The 19,806-nt window shown below is 31.9% G+C and carries 27 protein-coding genes; 4 read left to right on the top strand and 23 right to left on the bottom strand.

Going from position 1 to position 19,806, the window contains the following annotated elements; all coding sequences use genetic code 11:
• Positions 1-12 precede the first annotated feature (12 nt).
• The 23 genes from rpmD to rpsL all read right to left on the bottom strand — a co-directional run bounded on the left by rpmD (position 13) and on the right by rpsL (position 12,090).
• Positions 13-195 (bottom strand): 50S ribosomal protein L30, encoded by a 183-nt coding sequence (gene rpmD, locus LPB03_RS15505; RefSeq protein WP_065320228.1) that lies wholly within the window; start codon positions 193-195, stop codon positions 13-15.
• Positions 196-206: 11 nt separating this feature from the next.
• Positions 207-731, bottom strand: a complete 525-nt coding sequence (rpsE, locus tag LPB03_RS15500) for a 30S ribosomal protein S5 (protein WP_036841128.1) — start codon at positions 729-731, stop codon at positions 207-209.
• 3 nt (positions 732-734) lie between these two features.
• Entirely contained in the window at positions 735-1,085 is a 351-nt protein-coding gene (gene rplR, locus LPB03_RS15495) for a 50S ribosomal protein L18 (RefSeq protein WP_065320229.1), read from the bottom strand.
• Between the two features lie 11 nt (positions 1,086-1,096).
• Positions 1,097-1,642: a 50S ribosomal protein L6 gene (gene rplF / locus LPB03_RS15490; RefSeq protein WP_065320230.1), complete on the bottom strand. Its 546-nt coding sequence runs from the start codon at positions 1,640-1,642 to the stop codon at positions 1,097-1,099.
• A gap of 10 nt (positions 1,643-1,652) precedes the next feature.
• A complete protein-coding gene (rpsH, locus tag LPB03_RS15485) occupies positions 1,653-2,051 on the bottom strand; it encodes a 30S ribosomal protein S8 (RefSeq protein ID WP_065320231.1) in 399 nt (132 codons plus the stop codon).
• 161 nt (positions 2,052-2,212) lie between these two features.
• Positions 2,213-2,482 carry a 30S ribosomal protein S14 gene (gene rpsN / locus LPB03_RS15480; RefSeq protein ID WP_065320232.1) on the bottom strand — a complete coding sequence of 90 codons (270 nt, stop codon included), beginning with the start codon at positions 2,480-2,482 and terminating at the stop codon, positions 2,213-2,215.
• A 3-nt stretch (positions 2,483-2,485) separates the two neighbouring features.
• Positions 2,486-3,037: a 50S ribosomal protein L5 gene (gene rplE, locus LPB03_RS15475; protein WP_065320233.1), complete on the bottom strand. Its 552-nt coding sequence runs from the start codon at positions 3,035-3,037 to the stop codon at positions 2,486-2,488.
• 8 nt (positions 3,038-3,045) lie between these two features.
• Positions 3,046-3,348 carry a 50S ribosomal protein L24 gene (gene rplX, locus LPB03_RS15470; protein WP_026775250.1) on the bottom strand — a complete coding sequence of 101 codons (303 nt, stop codon included), beginning with the start codon at positions 3,346-3,348 and terminating at the stop codon, positions 3,046-3,048.
• A gap of 11 nt (positions 3,349-3,359) precedes the next feature.
• On the bottom strand, positions 3,360-3,728 hold the full coding sequence (gene rplN, locus LPB03_RS15465) for a 50S ribosomal protein L14 (protein WP_004568733.1): 369 nt from the start codon (positions 3,726-3,728) through the stop codon (positions 3,360-3,362).
• 1 nt (position 3,729) lies between these two features.
• Entirely contained in the window at positions 3,730-3,987 is a 258-nt protein-coding gene (rpsQ, locus tag LPB03_RS15460) for a 30S ribosomal protein S17 (protein WP_065320234.1), read from the bottom strand.
• A gap of 20 nt (positions 3,988-4,007) precedes the next feature.
• Positions 4,008-4,199 carry a 50S ribosomal protein L29 gene (gene rpmC, locus LPB03_RS15455; protein WP_065320235.1) on the bottom strand — a complete coding sequence of 64 codons (192 nt, stop codon included), beginning with the start codon at positions 4,197-4,199 and terminating at the stop codon, positions 4,008-4,010.
• 11 nt (positions 4,200-4,210) lie between these two features.
• The gene (gene rplP, locus LPB03_RS15450) at positions 4,211-4,642 is read right to left on the bottom strand and encodes a 50S ribosomal protein L16 (protein WP_026775252.1); all 432 of its coding nucleotides are present in this window, start codon (positions 4,640-4,642) and stop codon (positions 4,211-4,213) included.
• Between the two features lie 22 nt (positions 4,643-4,664).
• Entirely contained in the window at positions 4,665-5,387 is a 723-nt protein-coding gene (gene rpsC, locus LPB03_RS15445) for a 30S ribosomal protein S3 (RefSeq protein ID WP_065320236.1), read from the bottom strand.
• 11 nt (positions 5,388-5,398) lie between these two features.
• Positions 5,399-5,803 carry a 50S ribosomal protein L22 gene (gene rplV / locus LPB03_RS15440; RefSeq protein WP_015482225.1) on the bottom strand — a complete coding sequence of 135 codons (405 nt, stop codon included), beginning with the start codon at positions 5,801-5,803 and terminating at the stop codon, positions 5,399-5,401.
• Positions 5,804-5,809: 6 nt separating this feature from the next.
• Positions 5,810-6,088 (bottom strand): 30S ribosomal protein S19, encoded by a 279-nt coding sequence (gene rpsS / locus LPB03_RS15435; RefSeq protein ID WP_015482224.1) that lies wholly within the window; start codon positions 6,086-6,088, stop codon positions 5,810-5,812.
• A 6-nt stretch (positions 6,089-6,094) separates the two neighbouring features.
• The gene (gene rplB, locus LPB03_RS15430) at positions 6,095-6,919 is read right to left on the bottom strand and encodes a 50S ribosomal protein L2 (protein WP_065320237.1); all 825 of its coding nucleotides are present in this window, start codon (positions 6,917-6,919) and stop codon (positions 6,095-6,097) included.
• An 8-nt stretch (positions 6,920-6,927) separates the two neighbouring features.
• Positions 6,928-7,218, bottom strand: coding sequence for a 50S ribosomal protein L23 (gene rplW, locus LPB03_RS15425; RefSeq protein ID WP_065320238.1), 291 nt, complete (start codon positions 7,216-7,218; stop codon positions 6,928-6,930).
• Positions 7,219-7,227: 9 nt separating this feature from the next.
• The gene (gene rplD / locus LPB03_RS15420; protein WP_065320239.1) at positions 7,228-7,857 is read right to left on the bottom strand and encodes a 50S ribosomal protein L4; all 630 of its coding nucleotides are present in this window, start codon (positions 7,855-7,857) and stop codon (positions 7,228-7,230) included.
• The gene (rplC, locus tag LPB03_RS15415) at positions 7,857-8,474 is read right to left on the bottom strand and encodes a 50S ribosomal protein L3 (RefSeq protein WP_065320240.1); all 618 of its coding nucleotides are present in this window, start codon (positions 8,472-8,474) and stop codon (positions 7,857-7,859) included. Before rplC ends, rplD begins: the two co-directional genes overlap by 1 nt.
• Before the next feature lie 290 nt (positions 8,475-8,764).
• Entirely contained in the window at positions 8,765-9,070 is a 306-nt protein-coding gene (gene rpsJ / locus LPB03_RS15410) for a 30S ribosomal protein S10 (protein WP_004568745.1), read from the bottom strand.
• Positions 9,071-9,088: 18 nt separating this feature from the next.
• Complete coding sequence (gene fusA, locus LPB03_RS15405) at positions 9,089-11,206, bottom strand: elongation factor G (RefSeq protein ID WP_065320241.1); 2,118 nt, start codon at positions 11,204-11,206, stop codon at positions 9,089-9,091.
• Positions 11,207-11,209: 3 nt separating this feature from the next.
• The gene (rpsG, locus tag LPB03_RS15400) at positions 11,210-11,689 is read right to left on the bottom strand and encodes a 30S ribosomal protein S7 (protein WP_065320242.1); all 480 of its coding nucleotides are present in this window, start codon (positions 11,687-11,689) and stop codon (positions 11,210-11,212) included.
• 26 nt (positions 11,690-11,715) lie between these two features.
• Positions 11,716-12,090 (bottom strand): 30S ribosomal protein S12, encoded by a 375-nt coding sequence (gene rpsL / locus LPB03_RS15395; RefSeq protein WP_018943587.1) that lies wholly within the window; start codon positions 12,088-12,090, stop codon positions 11,716-11,718.
• 373 nt (positions 12,091-12,463) lie between these two features.
• Between rpsL and LPB03_RS15390 the strand changes: the two genes are divergently transcribed.
• The 4 genes from LPB03_RS15390 (at position 12,464) to LPB03_RS15375 (ending at position 19,774) form a co-directional block, all read left to right on the top strand.
• The gene (locus tag LPB03_RS15390) at positions 12,464-13,930 is read left to right on the top strand and encodes a BamA/TamA family outer membrane protein (RefSeq protein ID WP_139058999.1); all 1,467 of its coding nucleotides are present in this window, start codon (positions 12,464-12,466) and stop codon (positions 13,928-13,930) included.
• Between the two features lie 211 nt (positions 13,931-14,141).
• Positions 14,142-17,435 (top strand): SusC/RagA family TonB-linked outer membrane protein, encoded by a 3,294-nt coding sequence (locus LPB03_RS15385; RefSeq protein ID WP_065320244.1) that lies wholly within the window; start codon positions 14,142-14,144, stop codon positions 17,433-17,435.
• 26 nt (positions 17,436-17,461) lie between these two features.
• On the top strand, positions 17,462-18,985 hold the full coding sequence (locus LPB03_RS15380; RefSeq protein WP_065320245.1) for a RagB/SusD family nutrient uptake outer membrane protein: 1,524 nt from the start codon (positions 17,462-17,464) through the stop codon (positions 18,983-18,985).
• Positions 18,986-19,042: 57 nt separating this feature from the next.
• Positions 19,043-19,774 (top strand): DUF1735 domain-containing protein, encoded by a 732-nt coding sequence (locus tag LPB03_RS15375; RefSeq protein ID WP_065320246.1) that lies wholly within the window; start codon positions 19,043-19,045, stop codon positions 19,772-19,774.
• Positions 19,775-19,806: the final 32 nt, after the last annotated feature.

The following is a 19,806-nucleotide window of genomic DNA, read 5'->3' as shown; positions in this document are numbered from 1 at the left end:
TATTTAAATATCTTATTTAATTTCTTCGAAAGAAACTAAGTGTTTAACTGTATTTACCATACCAATTACTGAAGGAGTTGCCTCATGTTCTACAGTTTGGTTCATTTTACGTAAACCTAAAGCTTCTAAAGTCCTTTTCTGACTTTGAAGACGACCGATTTGACTTTTTACTTGGGTAACTTTTATTCTTGCCATCGTTTTTAGATTTATCCGTTAAATACTTTTTCTAAAGATATACCTCTTTGTTTTGCAACATCTACAGCACTACGTAATTGTAATAAAGCATTAAAAGTTGCTTTTACTGCATTATGAGGATTAGATGATCCTTGAGATTTTGATAAACAATCATGTATTCCCACTGATTCTAATACTGCACGAACTGCACCACCAGCAATAACTCCTGTACCAGCAGAAGCAGGTTTGATAAATACTTTTGCACCACCAAACTTACCTTTTTGCTCATGAGGTAAAGTTCCTTCTAAAATAGGTATTCTTACTAAATTTTTCTTTGCATCTTCAACTGCTTTCGCAATTGCAGATGATACGTCTTTAGATTTTCCTAATCCATGACCAACAACACCATTACCATCACCAACAACTACGATTGCAGAGAAACCAAATGCTCTACCACCTTTTGTTACTTTAGTTACACGTTGTACACCAACTAATCTATCTACAAGCTCTAATCCGCTTGGTTTAACTCTTTCTACGTTTTTATATCCTTGCATAATTTCTTAAAATTTTAAACCAGATTCCCTTGCAGCATCTGCTAATACTTTAACTCTTCCGTGATATAAATATCCGTTTCTATCAAAAGCAACAGTATCTACACCTGCTTTTATAGCTTTTTCAGCAATCGATTTACCAACTTCTGTAGAAGCTTCAACCTTAGTAGTTGCTTTAATATTTTTATCTCTAGATGAAACTGAAGCGATTGTCACTCCGTTTACATCGTCTATCAATTGAGCGTAAATTTCTTTATTACTTCTATAAACCGATAATCTTGGTTTTGTAGGAGTACCTGAAATGATTTTTCTGATTCTACGCTTAATTCTTAATCTTCTTTGTAGCTTTGATAATGCCATAATACTATATATTATGCAGATTTACCTGCTTTTCTTCTTAATATTTCACCAACAAACTTAACTCCTTTTCCTTTGTAAGGTTCAGGTGCTCTGAAAGATCTAATCTTTGCAGCTATTTGACCAACTAATTGTTTGTCAAATGAAGATAATTTAATGATTGGGTTTTTCCCTTTCTCTGATATTGTCTCAACTTTTACTTCTGGAGCTATTTCTAAAACAATATTATGAGAGAAACCTAAAGCTAAATCTAATTTTTGACCTTGATTAGAGGCTCTATAACCTACACCAACCAATTCCAAGTCCTTAGTCCAACCTTTACTAACACCTTCAATCATGTTACTGATTAAAGCTCTCATTAAACCATGTTGTGCCTTATGGTCTTTACTTTCTGATGCTCTATCTAAAGTGATAATTCCATCTTCAATTTCAATTGTAATACCGTCAGAAATAGTTTGAGTTAACTCACCTAATTTTCCTTTTACAGTAACTACATTGTCTTTTATGTTTACATCTACACCTTGTGAAATGCTAACGGGATTTTTTCCTATTCTACTCATTTCTTCTAGATTAATAAATATAACATAAAACTTCTCCTCCAACATTGTCTTGCTTAGCCTTCTTGTTTGTCATTACACCTTTAGATGTAGAAACAATTGCGATACCAAGTCCGTTTAAAACTCTTGGCATTTCTGAAGAACCAACATACTTTCGTAAACCTGGCGTACTAATTCGTTGAATTTTTCTGATTACTGACTCTTTTGTTTCTTTATCATACTTTAAAGCTATCTTGATAGTCCCTTGAACTTTATCGTCATTGAACTGGTAACTTAAAATATAACCTTGATCAAACAAAATTTTAGTCATTTCCTTCTTCAAGTTAGAAGCCGGAATTTCTACTACTCTGTGTCCTGCAGCTATTGCATTCCTTACTCTTGTAAGATAATCCGCGATTGGATCTGTATACATACTTATTTATATTGCGACTATGGTTTTCAACTACCTCTATTTACCTACAAATTTCTCTGTGATAATTGAACCTATAATCAGTTAAATTTCTAATACTCAAAAAAAATAGAGCGTGCAAAGATACACATTCTATTTTAGTTTTTATGATTTATTATAATTTTCTACCAACTTGCTTTTTTAACGCCTGGTATTAACCCTTGGTTTGCCATTTCACGAAATGTTACACGTGATAAACCAAACTGACGCATATATCCTTTTGGACGACCAGTTAATTTACATCTATTGTGTAATCTTACTGGTGATGCATTTTTAGGTAATTTCTGCAAAGCTTCATAATCGCCAGCTTCTTTTAAAGCTTTTCTTTTATCAGCATATTTTGCAACAATACGTTCTCTTTTACGCTCGCGCGCTTTCATTGATTCTTTAGCCATAATTTAATTTTTTTGGAATGGTAAACCTAATTCTCCTAATAATGACTTTGCTTCCTTATCAGTATTTGCAGATGTTACAAAAGTAATATCCATACCGTTAATTTTTTTAACTTGGTCAATATTTATTTCTGGATATATAATTTGTTCAGTAATACCTAAATTGTAATTACCTCTACCATCAAATCCATTAGCTTTTATTCCATTAAAGTCTCTTACACGTGGCAAAGAGGCAGTAACTAATCTGTCTAAAAACTCATACATTTTATCACCACGTAAAGTAACTTTTGCACCAATTGGCATACCTTTACGTAATTTAAATGCTGCAACATCTTTTTTAGACATTGTAGATATAGCTTTTTGACCTGTAATTTTAGTCAACTCTTCTAACGCGTAATCTATTAATTTTTTATCAGCAATTGCAGCACCAACACCTTTAGAAATTACAATTTTTTCTAATTTAGGTACTTGCATTATATTTGTATAACTGAATTCCTCAGTAAGAGTATTCACTACTCTTTCTTTGTATTCTGCTTTTAATCTTGGTACGTAACTCATGATTATTATTATTTTTTAGTTTTTTTAGAGAATCTAGTCTTAGTATCTCCATCAACTTTATAACCTACTCTTACAGCTACACCATCTTCTACTAACATTAAATTAGAGATATGTAACGATGCTTCTTTTTTTACAATTCCACCTTGAGGACTTTGAGCACTAGGTTTAGTATGTTTAGATACTAAATTAACTCCTTCTACAAGAACTCGATCTTTATCCTTAATGATTTGTAAAACCTTTCCTTCAGATCCTTTATGATCACCTGCAATAACTTTTACAGTATCTCCTGATTTTATTTTAAACTTCTTCATTTTATGATGATTTAAAGCACTTCAGGTGCTAATGAAACTATTTTCATGAATTGTTTCTCACGAAGTTCACGAGCAACAGGACCAAATACACGTGTTCCTCTCATTTCCTCTGTAGGATTTAATAAAACACAAGCGTTGTCATCAAATCTAATGTAAGATCCATCTTTACGTCTAACTTCTTTTTTTGTTCTTACAACAACTGCTCTAGATACTTGACCTTTTTTTACAGTTCCGTTTGGAGTTGCAGATTTAACAGATACTACAATTTTGTCTCCAATACTTGCGTAACGTTTTCTTGTACCTCCTAAAACTCTAATTACTAAAACTTCTTTTGCTCCAGTATTATCTGCGACTTTTAATCTTGATTCTGTCTGTAACATATTATTTAGCTCTTTCTAGGATTTCTACTAATCTCCAACGTTTAGATTTACTCATAGGTCTTGTTTCCATGATTCTAACAGTATCTCCTTCGTTGCAATCATTCTGTTCGTCGTGTGCAACGTACTTTTTCGTTTTTAATACGAATTTACCGTACATTGGGTGCTTTACTCTCTTAGTTTCAGCAACAACAATAGATTTTTCCATTTTGTTACTAGAAACTACACCAATTCTCTCTTTTCTAAGATTTCTTTTTTCCATCTTTAAAATTGACTATAGAATTATTGTAATTCTCTTTTTGTTAATTCTGTTGCAATTCTTGCTACAGTTCTTCTTAAACTTCTCAACTGCAATGGATTTTCCATTGGAGTTATTGCATGAGACATTTTAAGATCAGTATAATTCTTTTGCAACGCTCCCAACTTTTCATTAAGATCTGCTGTGGATAAATCCTTTATTTCTGATTGTTTCATTCTATTTAGAATTATGCGTTAATATCAAAATCTCTTGCAACTATAAACTTCGTTTTTACAGGAAGTTTTTGTGCAGCTAATCGTAAAGCCTCTTTTGCTACTTCAATTGGTACACCACCAACTTCAAACAAAATTCTACCTGGTTTGATAACAGATACGAAATGATCAGGAGCTCCCTTACCTTTACCCATACGTACTTCTAAAGGCTTTTTTGTAATAGGCTTATCTGGAAATATCTTAATCCATAATTGACCTTCTCTCTTCATGTGACGTGTAGCTGCAATACGAGCCGCTTCAATTTGACGTGAAGTTAATAAATTCTGATCTATAGATTTAATACCAAACATTCCATTAGAAAGTTGCGTTCCTCTACCTGAAAGACCAGACATATTTCCTTTACCTTTCTGTACTTTACGGTATTTTACTCTTTTTGGCTGTAACATTTTTAATTTCTAATTTTAAAAATTATTTTCTTCTACGAGGTCCACGCTTAGATCTATCACTACCACCTTTATTGCCACTTTGTTTCTTAGACAAACCAACTAATGGAGATAATTCTCTCTTACCATAAACTTCACCCTTCATAATCCATACTTTAACACCTAATCTTCCATAAGTAGTATGTGCTTCAACTAATGCATAATCAATATCAGCTCTAAAAGTTGAAAGAGGTATTCTTCCTTCTTTAAAATGCTCTGAACGTGCCATTTCAGCTCCGTTCAAACGACCAGAAATCTGAATCTTTATACCTTCAGCATTCATACGCATAGTAGCTTGAATAGCCATTTTAATTGCTCTCTTGTAAGAAATTCTATTTTCAATTTGACGAGCCACACTAGTTGCAACTAATTTTGCATCTAGTTCAGGACGTTTAATTTCAAAAATATTAATTTGAACTTCTTTACCAGTAATTTTCTTAAGCTCTTCTTTCAGTTTGTCTACTTCTTGACCACCTTTACCGATAATAATACCAGGTCTTGCAGTAGTAATTGTTACTGTAACAAGTTTTAAAGTACGCTCAATAATAATTCTAGATACACTTGCCTTAGAAAGTCTTGCATTAATATACTTTCTAATTTTATCATCTTCAGCTAATTTATCTCCGTAGTCATTACCACCATACCAATTAGATTCCCAACCTCTGATGATACCTAAACGATTTCCTATTGGATTTGTTTTCTGTCCCATTTATACTTCGATTAATTACTTAAATTTTTACTACCTAACTCTAAAGTAACATGATTAGAACGCTTACGAATTCTATGAGCACGTCCTTGTGGAGCTGGTCTTAATCTCTTCAACATACCTGCACTATCAACACAAATTGACTTTACAAATAAACCTGCATCTTCAATAGATGAGTCTTCATTTTTAGCTTGCCAGTTTGCAATTGCAGATAATAATAGTTTTTCTAAATTTATAGATGCTTCTTTAGGACTGAACTTTAAGATTTGTAAAGCTTTTTCAACTTCCACACCTCTTACTTGATCTGCTACTAAACGCATTTTTCTTGGTGATGTAGGGCAGTTTGTTAGCTTTGCGAAAGCGCGTTGCTTTCTATCTGCTTTCAACTGATCTGCCATATTTTTTTTACGAACTCCCATTGCCTACTATTTTTTACCTTTATTTTTAGCACCTGCATGTCCTCTAAAAGAACGAGTTGGTGAAAATTCGCCTAACTTGTGCCCTACCATGTTTTCAGTAACATAAACTGGTACAAATTGACGTCCATTGTGAACAGCAATTGTTTGACCAACGAAATCTGGAGTAATCATACTTGCTCTAGACCAAGTTTTAATTACTGTTTTATTTCCAGCTTCTACATTAGCTAAAACTTTTTTCTCTAATTTATAGTGAACGTAAGGTCCTTTTTTTAATGATCTTGCCATAACTTATTATTTCTTTCTACGTTCTATAATATACTTATTACTTGCTTTGGTTTTAGACCTAGTCTTATAACCTTTAGCAGGTATACCGTTTCTAGATCTTGGATGTCCACCAGAAGCACGTCCTTCACCACCTCCCATTGGGTGATCTACAGGGTTCATTCTTACAGCATTTACTCTTGGTCTTCTACCCAACCATCTTCTTCTTCCAGCTTTACCAGAAACTAAAAGTTGATGATCTGAATTTGAAACAACTCCTATTGTTGCTAAACAGGTTAACAATATTAATCTTGTTTCACCTGAAGGCATTTTAACAGTTGCATATTTACCATCTCTTGCCATTAATTGAGCAAATGAACCTGCTGAACGAGCCATTACAGCTCCCTGACCAGGACGTAACTCAATACAAGATATAGTTGTACCTAATGGAATTTCACTTAAAGCCATTGTATTTCCAATCTCTGGTGCAATACCACTTCCTGAAACAACAGTTTGACCTACTGTTAAACCATTTTGAGCAATTACATATCTTTTTTCTCCATCAACATAGTTTAATAATGCGATAAAAGCAGTACGATTTGGATCGTACTCGATAGTTTTTACAATTGCAGGAACATCTTTCTTATCTCTTTTAAAATCGATAATACGATATCTTTGTTTATGACCACCTCCTATATTACGAGTTGTCATTCTACCTTGACTGTTTCGACCTCCAGATCTTTTTTTCGGAGCAAGTAAACTTTTCTCCGGCTTATCAGTTGTAATGGCGTCGAATCCATTTACAACTCTAAAACGCTGACCTGGTGTTATTGGTTTTAATTTTCTAACTGACATTTTGTATCTTAAAGATTGTTATAAAAATCAATACTTTCTCCTTCTGCTAACTGTACAATAGCTTTTTTATACCCACTCTTAATACCAGTTACTAAACCTTTTTTAGTAAATTTAGTATTTCTTTGAATTGGGTAATTTAAAGTTTTTACACTAGAAATAGAAACTCCATAAGCTGATTCAACAGCATTTTTAATTTCTACTTTATTAGCTTTCTTATCCACAACAAACGTATAACGATTAAATACTTCACTATCGTTTGTAGCTTTTTCCGTAATAATAGGTTTAATTAGAATACTCATTTTGAATCCCTATTTGCTTAAATTTGTATTAATTCCCTCTAAAGAACTTTCAGTAATCACAATCTTATTAGCGTTTAAAACACCATAAGTATTTATTTCTGAAGCTTTCAATACCTTAGAGTTTTTTAAGTTTCTAGACGATAAATACACATTTGTATTTTCACTATCTAATATAAATAATGATTTTTTAGCATCTATGTTTAAAGCTTTTAAAACATCTACAAAGTTTTTTGTCTTTGGTGAATCAAAATTAAAATCTTCAACTATCACTACATTTTCATCACTTACTTGAATACTCAAAGCTGATTGACGCGCTAATCTTTTTAAATTTTTATTCAACTTAAAAGAATAACTTCTTGGTCTTGGACCAAACATACGACCTCCACCTCTAAAAACTCCAGACTTAATTGAACCTGCTCTTGCAGTACCTGTCCCTTTCTGTTTCTTTATTTTTCTTGTAGAACCTGAAATCTCAGCTCTTTCTTTAGACTTATGTGTTCCCTGACGTTGATTTGCCAAGTATTGTTTTACATCTAAATAAATAGCATGATTATTAGGCTCTATCCCAAATACATCTTTAGAAAGCTCTACTTTCCTTCCTGTATCTTTTCCTGTAATATCTAAAACTGCTACTTTCATTATTTCTGAATAGTTACAAAAGCGTTTTTGTGACCAGGAACTGCTCCTTTAACAACAAGTAGATTCTTTTCAGCAACTACCTTTAACACTTTTAAGTTTTGTACTTTCACTTTATCTCCACCCATTCTACCTGCCATACGCATTCCTTTGAATACTCTAGCTGGATACGATGCAGCACCAATAGAACCCGGAGCTCTTAAACGGTTATGCTGACCATGAGTAGCTTGACCTACACCAGCAAAACCATGACGTTTTACAACACCTTGAAAACCCTTACCTTTAGAAACACCAGATACATCAACAAACTCACCTTCTTTAAAGTGATCTACAGTAACTGAATCCCCTAATTTATAAGCTTCCTTAAATCCTTGAAATTCAAAAACTTTCTTTTTAGCAGTGGTGCCAGCTTTCTTAAAGTGACCATCTAACGCTTTGTTAGAACTTTTTGCTTTTTTGTCATCGAAACCAAGCTGCAACGCATTATATCCGTCAACCTCTTCAGTTCTGACTTGAGTGACAACGCAAGGACCTGCTTCAATGACAGTACATGGTATATTTTTACCATTCTCATCAAACAAACTGGTCATTCCAATTTTCCTCCCTATTAACCCAGACATTCTGTTAATTTTTTAGACGATTAAATAATATATTCAGCGCGTCTATTATTAATTTATTATTTGAAACAAAGTTTCATTAACATCCTTTAAGTATTAAGCAAAAAAAAAGCGCAAAACAAATTCAACGCTGATTTTGTTTTTCCGTTTTTCCGTCGCGAAACGCTCTGGACATGTTACCATTTATTAAGCAAAACTTAACAAATAGTTTCCCTACTCTATTTGGGATTGCAAAAGTATAAAAAATTTTCGGTTTAATAAAATTAAACCGAAAATAATTTTAAACTATTTTATTATACTTTTATTTCAACTTCAACACCACTTGGTAACTCAAGTTTCATTAAAGCATCAATAGTCTTTGAAGAAGAACTATAGATGTCTAACAATCTTTTATACGAAGCTAATTGAAATTGCTCTCTAGACTTTTTGTTTACGTGTGGTGAACGTAATACTGTAAAAATCTTTTTATGTGTTGGTAAAGGTATTGGTCCATTTACAACTGCACCAGTACTTTTTACAGTCTTTACAATTTTTTCAGCAGATTTATCTACCAAATTGTAATCGTAAGACTTTAATTTTATTCTAATTTTTTGACTCATCTTGTATTATTTAGTAGATTATCCTTTTGCTTTTGCGATTACATCCTCTGAAATATTTGATGGAGTTTCAGCATAATGAGAAAATTCCATAGTAGATGTTGCTCTACCAGAAGACATAGTTCTTAAAGCAGTTACATATCCAAACATTTCTGATAATGGTACAATAGCTTTTACAACTTTTGAACCTGCTCTATCTGACATATCGTTAACTTGACCTCTTCTTCTGTTCAAATCTCCAACAATATCTCCCATATTTTCTTCAGGAGTTAATACTTCTAACTTCATCAATGGTTCCATAATTTTTGCTTTTGCAGATTTTGCAGAAGCTTTATATCCCATTCTTGCAGCTAATTCAAAAGATAATGCATCAGAATCCACTGCGTGGAAAGATCCATCTCTTAAAGTAACTTTCATTGAATCCATTTCGTATCCTGCTAAAGGTCCGTTTTTCATAGCTTCTCTGAAACCTTTCTCTACAGAAGGAACAAATTCTCTAGGAACATTACCACCTTTAATTACAGATTCAAATTGTAAACCTTGAACACCTTCATCTGCAGGTCCAATAGTAAATACAATATCAGCAAATTTACCACGACCACCAGATTGTTTCTTATAAATCTCTCTATGTTCTGCTTCTGCAGTAATAGCCTCTTTATATTCCACTTGAGGTTGACCTTGGTTAACTTCTACTTTGAATTCACGTTTTAAACGATCTACAAGTACATCTAAATGCAACTCACCCATTCCAGAAATAATAGTCTGCCCTGAAGCTTCGTCTGAACGCACTGTAAACGTAGGATCTTCTTCTGCTAATTTAGCAAGTCCAACACCTAACTTATCTACATCCGCTTTTGTTTTAGGCTCAATAGCAATACCAATTACTGGATCTGGAAAATCCATAGATTCTAAAACGATAGGATGCTTCTCATCTGTTAACGTATCACCAGTTTTAATAGATTTAAAACCTACTGCTGCTCCAATATCTCCAGCTTCGATAAAATCGATAGCATTTTGCTTGTTAGCATGCATTTGATAAATACGAGAGATTCTCTCTTTTTTACCAGAACGATTATTTAATACATAAGATCCAGCATCTAATCTTCCTGAATATGCTCTAAAGAAGGCTAAACGACCAACGAAAGGGTCAGTAGCAATTTTAAATGCTAAAGCAGCGAAAGGCTCTTCAACACTTGGCTTACGTAATTCTTTTTCTTCTGTATCTGGATTTATACCTATAATACCTTCCTTATCCATTGGAGAAGGTAAATAACGACATACAGCATCTAAAAGAAACTGAACACCTTTATTTTTAAATGAAGAACCACAAATCATTGGAATGATAGCCATATCCATAACAGCAGCTCTCAATGCAGCATGCACTTCGTCTTCTGTAATAGAATCTTCATCTTCCATGAATTTTTCTAATAAGTTCTCATCATAACTAGCTACTTCTTCGATTAATAAAGCACGGTATTTACGTACTTCATCTTTCATATCTTCTGGAATAGCAACAACATCGAATGTCGCTCCGAAGTTATCATCATGCCATACAATAGCTCTGTTTTTCACTAAATCTACAATACCTTTAAACTCATCCTCATCACCAATATTTAAAACAATTGGCACTGCGTTAGACTTTAACATATCTTTAACCTGTTGACAAACTTTTAAGAAGTCAGATCCTTGACGATCCATCTTATTAACGAATCCAATTCTTGGAACTTTATAGTTATCTGCTAATCTCCAGTTTGTTTCAGATTGAGGCTCAACACCATCAACTGCCGAAAACAAAAACACCAAACCATCTAATACACGTAAAGATCTATTTACTTCAACAGTAAAATCTACGTGACCAGGAGTATCAATGATGTTAAAATGATAATCTTTTGCCTCTGGAGTTGGTTCTGCATTTTCTTTTGGAAAAACCCAAGTACAAGTTGTAGCAGCAGAAGTAATTGTAATACCTCTTTCCTGCTCTTGTTCCATCCAGTCCATTGTAGCTGCACCATCATGAACCTCACCAATCTTGTGAGAAACACCTGTATAGAACAAAATACGCTCTGTTGTTGTGGTTTTACCAGCATCAATATGCGCTGCAATTCCAATATTTCTTGTATATTTTAAATCTCTAGCCATTTCTTAAAATCTAAAGTGAGAGAATGCTTTGTTAGCTTCTGCCATTTTGTGAGTATCTGTACGTTTTTTAACAGCTGCACCTTCTTCTTTAGCCGCAGCTAAAATTTCAGCAGCTAAACGTTGCGCCATAGTTTTTTCGTTTCTCTTACGAGTATACAAAATCATCCACTTAATAGCCATAGACACTTTACGATCTGGTCTAATTTGCATTGGTATTTGGAATGTTGCTCCACCAACACGTCTAGAACGAACCTCTACATGTGGCATTACATTTGACAAACCTTCTTTCCAAATTTCTAAAGCCGACTTTTCCTCGCCTTCTCCTTTTCTTTCTTCGACTAACTCTAAAGCGTCATAAAACACTTTAAATGCTACTGACTTCTTACCACTCCACATTAAGTTATTAACAAAACGTGTTACTAACTGATCATTAAACTTTGGATCTGGTAATAAGACTCTTTTTTTTGCTGCTCTTTTTCTCATGTCTTTACATTAAAAAAGTTACTAAATTACTTTTTTGGGCGTTTTGCACCATACTTAGACCTACGTTGAGTTCTACCCTCAACACCTGCTGTATCTAATGCTCCACGTACCACGTGATATTTAACACCTGGTAAATCTTTTACCCTTCCACCTCTAACTAATACTATCGAGTGCTCCTGTAAGTTATGTCCTTCACCTGGGATGTATGCGTTTATCTCATTACCATTTGTTAATCTAACTCTGGCAACTTTACGCATTGCTGAATTAGGTTTTTTTGGTGTTGTAGTATAAACACGAGTACATACTCCACGTCTTTGAGGACAAGACGACAAAGCAGCCGATTTACTCTTCTTAGTTATTTTGGTTCTTCCTTTACGAACTAATTGTTGAATAGTTGGCATACTAAATTGTTGCTGTTTTTCGTTTATAATTAAACCTTGCTCTTTTTTAAGAGTTTGCAAATGTACAATTAAAATCTAATTATTCAAATATCAACGAGTTATTTTTTCTAAATGAATTTTTATTAGCTAATTTTTTGAGATTTTAATATACATTTGAATATCATATAAAAATATCTTGAAGCAAAACATATTTATCAAACCACTTATACTACTCTTATTTTTTAGTATAGAAAGCTTATATACTCAAAGGATAAATTTAAAAATATCTAGTGTAAATAAAAATGAAGTAACTATTTTAAATAAAATAAAATATCAAAAAAAACATATTGATTCCACTTCTATTAATTTTGAAATTAATAAGATCTCTAAATATTTGAAAAACATCGGGTATTTTACAAATACGATTGACTCTTTAGTAAAAACAAAAAACAACTACTCAGCTTACTTTTCTTTAAATGAAAAAATCAATCAAAGTGAAATTTACGTAAAACTAAAAGACCAGTATCTTTTTAATGGTTTTGAATTTACAAACAACACGATTAATATTTCTATAGAAAAACTTCAATCTACATTATTAAATATTTCAAAAAATATTGATTTAGAAGGGAAATCATTTTCAAAAATTCAATTAAAAAATATTAAAATTAAAGATAAAAAGTTATTCGCAGAACTCTCAATAGAAACCTCTTCAAAAAGAATTATAAATAAAGTAGTTGTAAAAGGTTATGATGATTTTCCTAAATCATTTTTAAAAAATCATTTTAACATTAGAGCAAATTCAGTTTTTAATGAAAAAAAAATAAAAAGCATCTCTGAAATTTCCAAAAACCTGCAATTTGTATCAGAAATAAAAACTCCAGAAGTTTTATTTACAAAAGATTCAACCTTTTTATACGTATATTTAAAAAAAAGGAAAAATAACAGTTTTGATGGACTCATAAATTTTGCAACAAAAGAAAATGGAGATTTATTATTGAATGGCAATATCGACTTAGAATTAAATAACATTCTAAATACAGGAGAAAAATTCAAACTTTTTTGGAATAAAATTGCAGATGAACGTCAAGAGTTTGAGATTGCATTAAAAACACCTTATATATTTAAATCAAAAATAACACCTGAACTATCATTTTCTATATACAAACAAGATTCTACATTTTTAAATACCAAGTTTGACTCAAAAATATTCTATAACCTAAATACAAAAATTAAATTTGCATTAACATATAATTCTGAATCCTCTATTAACTTAGATAAAAGAATTGAAAATAACATAGAAAATTTCAGTAATTATTTTTTAGGCTTTCAATTTGACTTTGTAGTCCAAAAAAATGATTTCTTTTTTAATGATAAAATTCTTTTAAAAATTAACCCATCATTTGGAGAAAGAAATTTAAACTCTAGTAGTACGAATCAAATAAAAATAGAAACCACTGCATCTTACATTTGGGAATTAAATTCACGAAATAGTTTTTACATTAAAAACACTAATGGTTTTTTAAAATCAAACACATATTTAAATAACGAGCTTTTTAGAATTGGAGGACCAAAATCCATAAGAGGTTTTAACGAACAAAGTATTTTTGTAAATAAATACATTATGTTCAATTTGGAATATAGATTTTTAACATCTGAAAAATCATATTTATATACTATTACAGACTTTGCAAAAACAGCAACTCTTGAAAATACTAAAAATTTAAATTCATTAGGTTTAGGATTTCTATTTATTAACAAAAACTCACTTATCAATATAAGCTCCTCAATTGGAAGAAATGAAAGTGAAAAATTTGATTTTAAAAACGCAAAATTACTTGTAAGCTGGAAGAAATCCTTTTAAACAGAACTCTTACAAATAATATATTTTTTTTTACTTGAGCTAAATAGTTTACAAAAAATCAACACAAATCAAATAAAACTCAACTAAACAAATATTAACTTTATAAAGATTTTATAATAAAGAAATTATTTTGAATAAATTACTGTTAAAAAATTGTTTTTTTAAGTTTTATTTAAGACTTTTGGCATTAATTAATTCAAATAATTATACAATGAAGACAAAGTTTAATGGAATTTTAACGCTATTACTGGCGTTTATCGTGCAAGTTTCCTTTGCACAGGTTAAGACTATTACTGGTACTGTTTCTGATAATTCAGGTAGTTTACCAGGAGTAAGTGTTATAATTAAGGGAAGTACTATTGGTGCAGAAACAGATTTTGACGGTAAATACTCTATAAAAGCTAAAGCAGGCGATGTTTTAGTTTTTAGATATTTAGGCTATAAACCTTCTGAAAAAACTGTAGGTTCTTCCAATATTATTAACCTAACGATGGAAGAAGATGCTAATGTATTAGAAGAGATAGTAGTTGTAGGTTATGGTACAAGTACAAAGAAATCTTTTACGGGTACTGCAACAACAGTTACTGCTGAAAATTTAGAAGCTAAAAACTTCACAAACGTTTCACAAGCTTTAACAGGTGAAGTTGCTGGTGTATCTGTAATTAACACATCTGGTCAACCTGGTACTATTGGTACTGTACGTATTAGAGGTTATGGTTCTCCTTTAGGAAATCGTGCTCCTTTATATGTAATTGATGGTGTTCCTTTTAGTGGAGCAGGAGAATTAAATGCAATTAACCCTGGTGATATTAAAACTACTACCGTTTTAAAAGATGCAACTGCAACTGCTATTTATGGTTCTAGAGGTGCTAATGGTGTAATTTTAATTACTACTAAAAGTGGATCTTCTAACGAAAAATCATACATAGAAGTAGATGTTAAAAGTGGTGTAAACTTTCAGCAAATAGCTAGATATGACGTTATTAAATCACCAGAACAATATGTTGGTTTGGTATGGGAAGGTCTATACAATAGAGGTGTTGTAACAAATAATGCTAATCCTACAGATTTCGCAAATAATACATTACTTACTATTAATGGAATAGGAGATGGATATAATATGTGGGATGCTGCAACTGGAGATGCTTTAATAGATCCATCAACAAGAACAGTTAGAACTGGAGTTAATAGATTATATACACCAGAAAGATATGCTGATATAGCATTTGGAACTGGAATACGTACAGAAACAAATTTAAGAATGAGTGGTGGTTCAGAAAAATCGAAATATTTTGTTTCTGCAGGATATTTAGAAGATGCTGGATATTCATTAAATTCTGAATATAAAAGATATACTACTAGAATCAATTTAACCTCTGATGTTAAATCTTGGTTAAAACTTGGTGCAAATTTTGGTTACGCTTATTCTGAAAGCAAAAACAATGGTCAAACAAATGGTGCTGAAAACATATTTGAATTTTCAGATAAAATGGCACCTCTTTACCCAGTTTATGCAAGATATCCAAACACTGGAAATTTAGTGCCAGATCCTGTTTATGGTGGAGCACAATTTGATTATGGTTCTCCTACAGGACTTACTGCTCCTGTTCCTTTTACAAGATCTAGACCAAATTCAGACCTTTTAAACCCAATTGGATCTGCTACATTAGATTTTGTTGGTTCTCAAGAACATGCTATAAATGGTAATTTTTCTGCAGATTTTAAATTTACAGATTGGTTAAAATTCGAAACTCGTTTCGGAGGGCAATATTCTTTCAATAGAGCTCATAATGCTGCAAATCATGTATATGGCCCATCATCAAATTCAAATGGAACTTTAACTATTTCTGATGGTATTAATTGGTCTAAAACTTTTTTACAATTATTACGTTTTAATAAATCTTTTGATGATCATTCTTTAGAAGTAATTGCTGCTCACGAAACATTTGAAACTAGCTTAGCATATTCTCAACAATACAAGCAAGAAGTTTTATTACCAGGAGTTTTTAACTTATCTAATTATCTATTAGAAAATCAACCTTCTTTTGGATATATAAATGAATCTGGTATTGAGTCTTATTTTGGTCAAGCTACTTATAATTATGCTAATAAATACTTTTTTAGTGGTTCTATTAGAACAGATGGATCTTCTAGATTTATAAACGAAAAATGGGGTACTTTTGGTTCTGTTGGTGGTTCTTGGATAGTAAGCGAAGAAGACTTTATGACGGATAGCTTTTTATCTTATTTAAAACTGAAAGCATCTTATGGTATTACAGGAGATCAACAAGGACCAGGAACTGCTACTGCGTTTACAAGATATAACACTAGTTATGTAGGTGGTTTAGCAATTTCTGAGGCTGTAGTTGGTAACCCAGATTTAACTTGGGAAACTTCTAAAATGATACAAGGTGGTGTTGAAATGAGTTTTGGAAATTATTTAGATGTTAATGTAGATTACTATAGAAAAAATACAGACAACTTATTCTTTAATCAAAGAGTTGGACCTTCATCTGGTATCTCTTCTATTTTAGTAAATGATGGTGAAGTATTAAACTCTGGTTTAGAATTTGAAGTAAATGCTTACCTTATTAAAAAAGAAGATTTTTCTTTAAATCTATCTTTTAATGGAGAAATGTTAAGTAACGAAATGGTTACGTTACCTTTAGATGTTTCAACTGGTTTACCTAAAATTATTGACGAAAACTCAAGTACAGATGGTAATTACGCTTTTACAGAAGGACGTTCAATTTTTGATTTTTATATGAGAGAATGGGCTGGAGTAGATCCTTCTGATGGAGCGCCAATGTGGTACCAATATTATGATGATAAAAACAATAATAATGTTTTAGATGCTGGTGAGGGTGACTTTGCTACTTTAGAAGATGGTACATCAAGTTCAACATCAACAATGTATGAATATCAATTATTAGCAGAAAATGCAAATATTAAGAAAACTACTACTAAAACCTATGCAGATGGTACTCAAAAGTATATTGATAAATCTTTTATACCAGATTTAAGAGGAGCATTTAGAATATCAGGGAAAATTAAAAATTTCGACTTTTCTACGCAGTTTACATATAGTTTAGGTGGTTATGCTTATGATGCGCAATATGCAGAATTAATGAGTGATCGTTTTGGAGCTGCTGGTAATAATTATCATAGTGATATTTTATTAAGATGGCAAAATCCTGGAGATGTAACTGGTGTTCCAATATTATCTGATAACGCAGTTGTAAACGCATCAAGTACTTCTTCACGTTTTATTACAAGTACAGATTACTTAGGACTTAATAATGCAAGAGTTGGCTATACTGTTCCAAGCAACTTTATAACAAAATCTGGTGTTGATTCAATTAACTTATGGGTTTCAGGTGACAACCTTTTCCTTAACACTGTTAGAAATGGATTTAATCCTAACACTTCAGAAGCAGGAAACTCAGGTAGAGCATTATATGCACCTGCTACTACTATAACAATGGGAGTTAGAGTTAAATTTTAATTTTTAAATTTTAAACAACAAGAATTATGAAAAAAATAATAAAACTATCTTTTATTACTGCAATACTAGCAATGAGTTTTGGTTGTAGTGAAGATATATTAGATAATAGTGGAGTATCTGGTGTAAGTAACCAGACACAGTCTATTACCAATGCACAATTAGAACAGGGTGCGTTCACAAACTTAGAAATACCTGCTGCCTTTGTTGGTGGAATGTATTCTCAGATGATAGAAACTCAAACTGGTGGAACTACTAGCCATACTGATTTTGGTCAAAAAGCTTATGATATTTTTGCAGATATGCTTTGTGGAGATATGGCTTTAAGTGCGAGTGGTTATGGTTGGTATCGTGCAGATATTACAGAATTTCAAGCTCCTTTAGATTTTACTAGAGGAAGTAATAGACAAGTATGGAGATATTACTACAGAATCATAAGATCTGCAAATAATATTATTCAAAATCTTGGTGGTAATGATGCAATTCCAGAGATTGATGACAATAAATTTTCAATGGGACAAGCAAAAGCTATGCGTGCTCATTCATATTTTTATTTAACTCAATATTACCAAAAAGAATTTGTTGGTTCAGAAGCAATACTACCTATGCCATTAGAACCAATTGGTACTAATTTACCTAAGTCTACTGCAGATGAAGTATATACTCAAATCGAAAAAGATTTGACAGAAGCTATATCTTTGTTAAATGGATTTAGTAGAAGCACAAAAAATCAAGTAAATCAAGATATCGCAAAAGCTATTTTAGCATATGCTTTAGCTGCTAAAGGTGGTAGAGATGGAGAAGTAGCTACTCTAACTCAACAAGTAATTTCTTCTGGTAATTATACAATGTTAGCTGAATCAGAGGTTGTAGCTGCTCCAGGTGGAATTAATGGATTTAATGATGTTAATACGCCAAGCTGGATGTGGGGTGTAGATTTAACACCAACTATTGGTTTAGGTTTAGTTTCATGGTGGGGTCAAGTTGATTCTTATTCTTACAGCTATGCTTGGGTTGGTGACTACAAAGCTATCGACAAAGCTTTATATGATCAAATACCAGCAAATGATGTTAGAAAAGCACAGTTTTTTGGAAATGATGCTAGTGGAAGATATTTACAGCCATTATTTAAATTTAGAGCAACAGATGTAATTGGAGGTACTTCTACAACTACGGTTGCAGATTATGTTTTTATGAGAATAGAAGAAATGTACTTATTAAATGCAGAAGCAAATGCTAGAGCTGGAAATGAAGGAGCTGCAAGAACTAGTTTAAAAGCATTAGTATCCAGAAGAGTTCCTGACGCTTCTTTTATTGATGGTTTAAGTGGTGCTCAATTATTAAACCAAATATACCTACAAACCAGAATAGAACTTTGGGGTGAAGGGAAAAGTTTCTTAGCTATGAAACGTAACAAAGCTACCACTACTAGAGGTACTAATCACTTATCTTTTGTAGGTGAGGCAATTCCTTATAATGATGAAAGAATGCAATTTGAAATTCCTTTAGATGAAATTCAAAATAATCCATTCTTGAGTAATCAAAATCAATAATATTAATAGCTACCATTTTTCTAAAAAAATGGTAGCTATTATAAAATCTAAAAAATCATGAATAAAATAAAATATATATTATTAGCACTAACAGTATTCATTTATACTGGTTGTGAAGAGGAAGTTCCAACACCAGAAGGAACAAATTATATAGCATTTGCAGACTCAGAGTTTTCAACTGGAGTTGATGTAGGTTCATCAAACTCTTTTGATATTCCAGTATATAGTGCAAATATTACTGGATCTGACAGGTCTTTTGATATTTTGGTTGATCCTGCTTCAGCAGCTGCAGCTGGTTCTTATACAGTTCCATCTACAGTAACTATTCCTAGTGGATCTAATGAAGGTACATTAACAGTTCAGCTTACAGATACTAATTTAGGAATTGGTGTTAATAAATTAATCTTAAATTTCGGTGTAGTTGAAAATTTATATAATGGAGGTAGTACTACTGTTAACTATATACAAAATTGTACTGAAGTTACTGCAACTTTAGAAATAAATTTTGATGGTTATGGTAGTGAATCTTCTTGGTCAATTACAGATGCTTTAGGTGGTATCGTTGTTTCTAAAGCAGAAAAATTTTATGCTGATGGACAAGCTTCTGCAACTGAAACTATTACATTATGTGCTGGTAGAGACTATACTTTTACTTTCAATGATGCTTATGGAGATGGTTTAAGTTATCCAGCTGATGGAAATGTAACATTAACTATTAATGGTGAAGAAAAAGCCGCAGTAACAGGTGATTTTGGTACTAAATATGAAGTTGCTTTCGATACAAATTAAAAAAAATAAATTAAAATTTTAACCACCAATTT

The sequence above is a fragment of the Polaribacter vadi genome (assembly GCF_001761365.1).
Taxonomy (GTDB): Bacteria; Bacteroidota; Bacteroidia; order Flavobacteriales; family Flavobacteriaceae; genus Polaribacter; species Polaribacter vadi.
The sequence above is the reverse complement of the archived record's forward strand: the minus strand, read 5'-3'. Positions and strand labels throughout refer to the sequence as shown.

Excerpts from the sequence above, each read along its gene's own strand:
- fusA (WP_065320241.1), bottom strand. The coding sequence starts at position 11,206 with ATGGCTAGAGATTTAAAATATACAAGAAATATTGGAATTGCAGCGCAT.
- LPB03_RS15375 (WP_065320246.1), top strand. The coding sequence starts at position 19,043 with ATGAATAAAATAAAATATATATTATTAGCACTAACAGTATTCATTTAT.
- rpsL (WP_018943587.1), bottom strand. The coding sequence starts at position 12,090 with ATGCCAACTATTCAACAATTAGTTCGTAAAGGAAGAACCAAAATAACT.
- rpsG (WP_065320242.1), bottom strand. The coding sequence starts at position 11,689 with ATGAGAAAAAGAGCAGCAAAAAAAAGAGTCTTATTACCAGATCCAAAG.
- rplD (WP_065320239.1), bottom strand. The coding sequence starts at position 7,857 with ATGAAAGTAGCAGTTTTAGATATTACAGGAAAAGATACAGGAAGGAAA.
- LPB03_RS15380 (WP_065320245.1), top strand. The coding sequence starts at position 17,462 with ATGAAAAAAATAATAAAACTATCTTTTATTACTGCAATACTAGCAATG.
- rpsS (WP_015482224.1), bottom strand. The coding sequence starts at position 6,088 with ATGGCAAGATCATTAAAAAAAGGACCTTACGTTCACTATAAATTAGAG.
- rplP (WP_026775252.1), bottom strand. The coding sequence starts at position 4,642 with ATGTTACAGCCAAAAAGAGTAAAATACCGTAAAGTACAGAAAGGTAAA.
- rplW (WP_065320238.1), bottom strand. The coding sequence starts at position 7,218 with ATGAGTATTCTAATTAAACCTATTATTACGGAAAAAGCTACAAACGAT.
- rplR (WP_065320229.1), bottom strand. The coding sequence starts at position 1,085 with ATGGCATTATCAAAGCTACAAAGAAGATTAAGAATTAAGCGTAGAATC.
- rpsH (WP_065320231.1), bottom strand. The coding sequence starts at position 2,051 with ATGTATACAGATCCAATCGCGGATTATCTTACAAGAGTAAGGAATGCA.
- rpsJ (WP_004568745.1), bottom strand. The coding sequence starts at position 9,070 with ATGAGTCAAAAAATTAGAATAAAATTAAAGTCTTACGATTACAATTTG.
- rpsQ (WP_065320234.1), bottom strand. The coding sequence starts at position 3,987 with ATGGAAAAAAGAAATCTTAGAAAAGAGAGAATTGGTGTAGTTTCTAGT.
- rplX (WP_026775250.1), bottom strand. The coding sequence starts at position 3,348 with ATGAAGAAGTTTAAAATAAAATCAGGAGATACTGTAAAAGTTATTGCA.
- rplE (WP_065320233.1), bottom strand. The coding sequence starts at position 3,037 with ATGAGTTACGTACCAAGATTAAAAGCAGAATACAAAGAAAGAGTAGTG.
- rplV (WP_015482225.1), bottom strand. The coding sequence starts at position 5,803 with ATGGGAGTTCGTAAAAAAAATATGGCAGATCAGTTGAAAGCAGATAGA.
- LPB03_RS15385 (WP_065320244.1), top strand. The coding sequence starts at position 14,142 with ATGAAGACAAAGTTTAATGGAATTTTAACGCTATTACTGGCGTTTATC.
- rpmC (WP_065320235.1), bottom strand. The coding sequence starts at position 4,199 with ATGAAACAATCAGAAATAAAGGATTTATCCACAGCAGATCTTAATGAA.
- rpmD (WP_065320228.1), bottom strand. The coding sequence starts at position 195 with ATGGCAAGAATAAAAGTTACCCAAGTAAAAAGTCAAATCGGTCGTCTT.
- rplB (WP_065320237.1), bottom strand. The coding sequence starts at position 6,919 with ATGTCAGTTAGAAAATTAAAACCAATAACACCAGGTCAGCGTTTTAGA.
- rplF (WP_065320230.1), bottom strand. The coding sequence starts at position 1,642 with ATGAGTAGAATAGGAAAAAATCCCGTTAGCATTTCACAAGGTGTAGAT.
- rplN (WP_004568733.1), bottom strand. The coding sequence starts at position 3,728 with ATGTTACAGACAGAATCAAGATTAAAAGTCGCAGATAATACTGGAGCA.
- rplC (WP_065320240.1), bottom strand. The coding sequence starts at position 8,474 with ATGTCTGGGTTAATAGGGAGGAAAATTGGAATGACCAGTTTGTTTGAT.
- rpsC (WP_065320236.1), bottom strand. The coding sequence starts at position 5,387 with ATGGGACAGAAAACAAATCCAATAGGAAATCGTTTAGGTATCATCAGA.
- rpsN (WP_065320232.1), bottom strand. The coding sequence starts at position 2,482 with ATGGCTAAAGAATCAATGAAAGCGCGCGAGCGTAAAAGAGAACGTATT.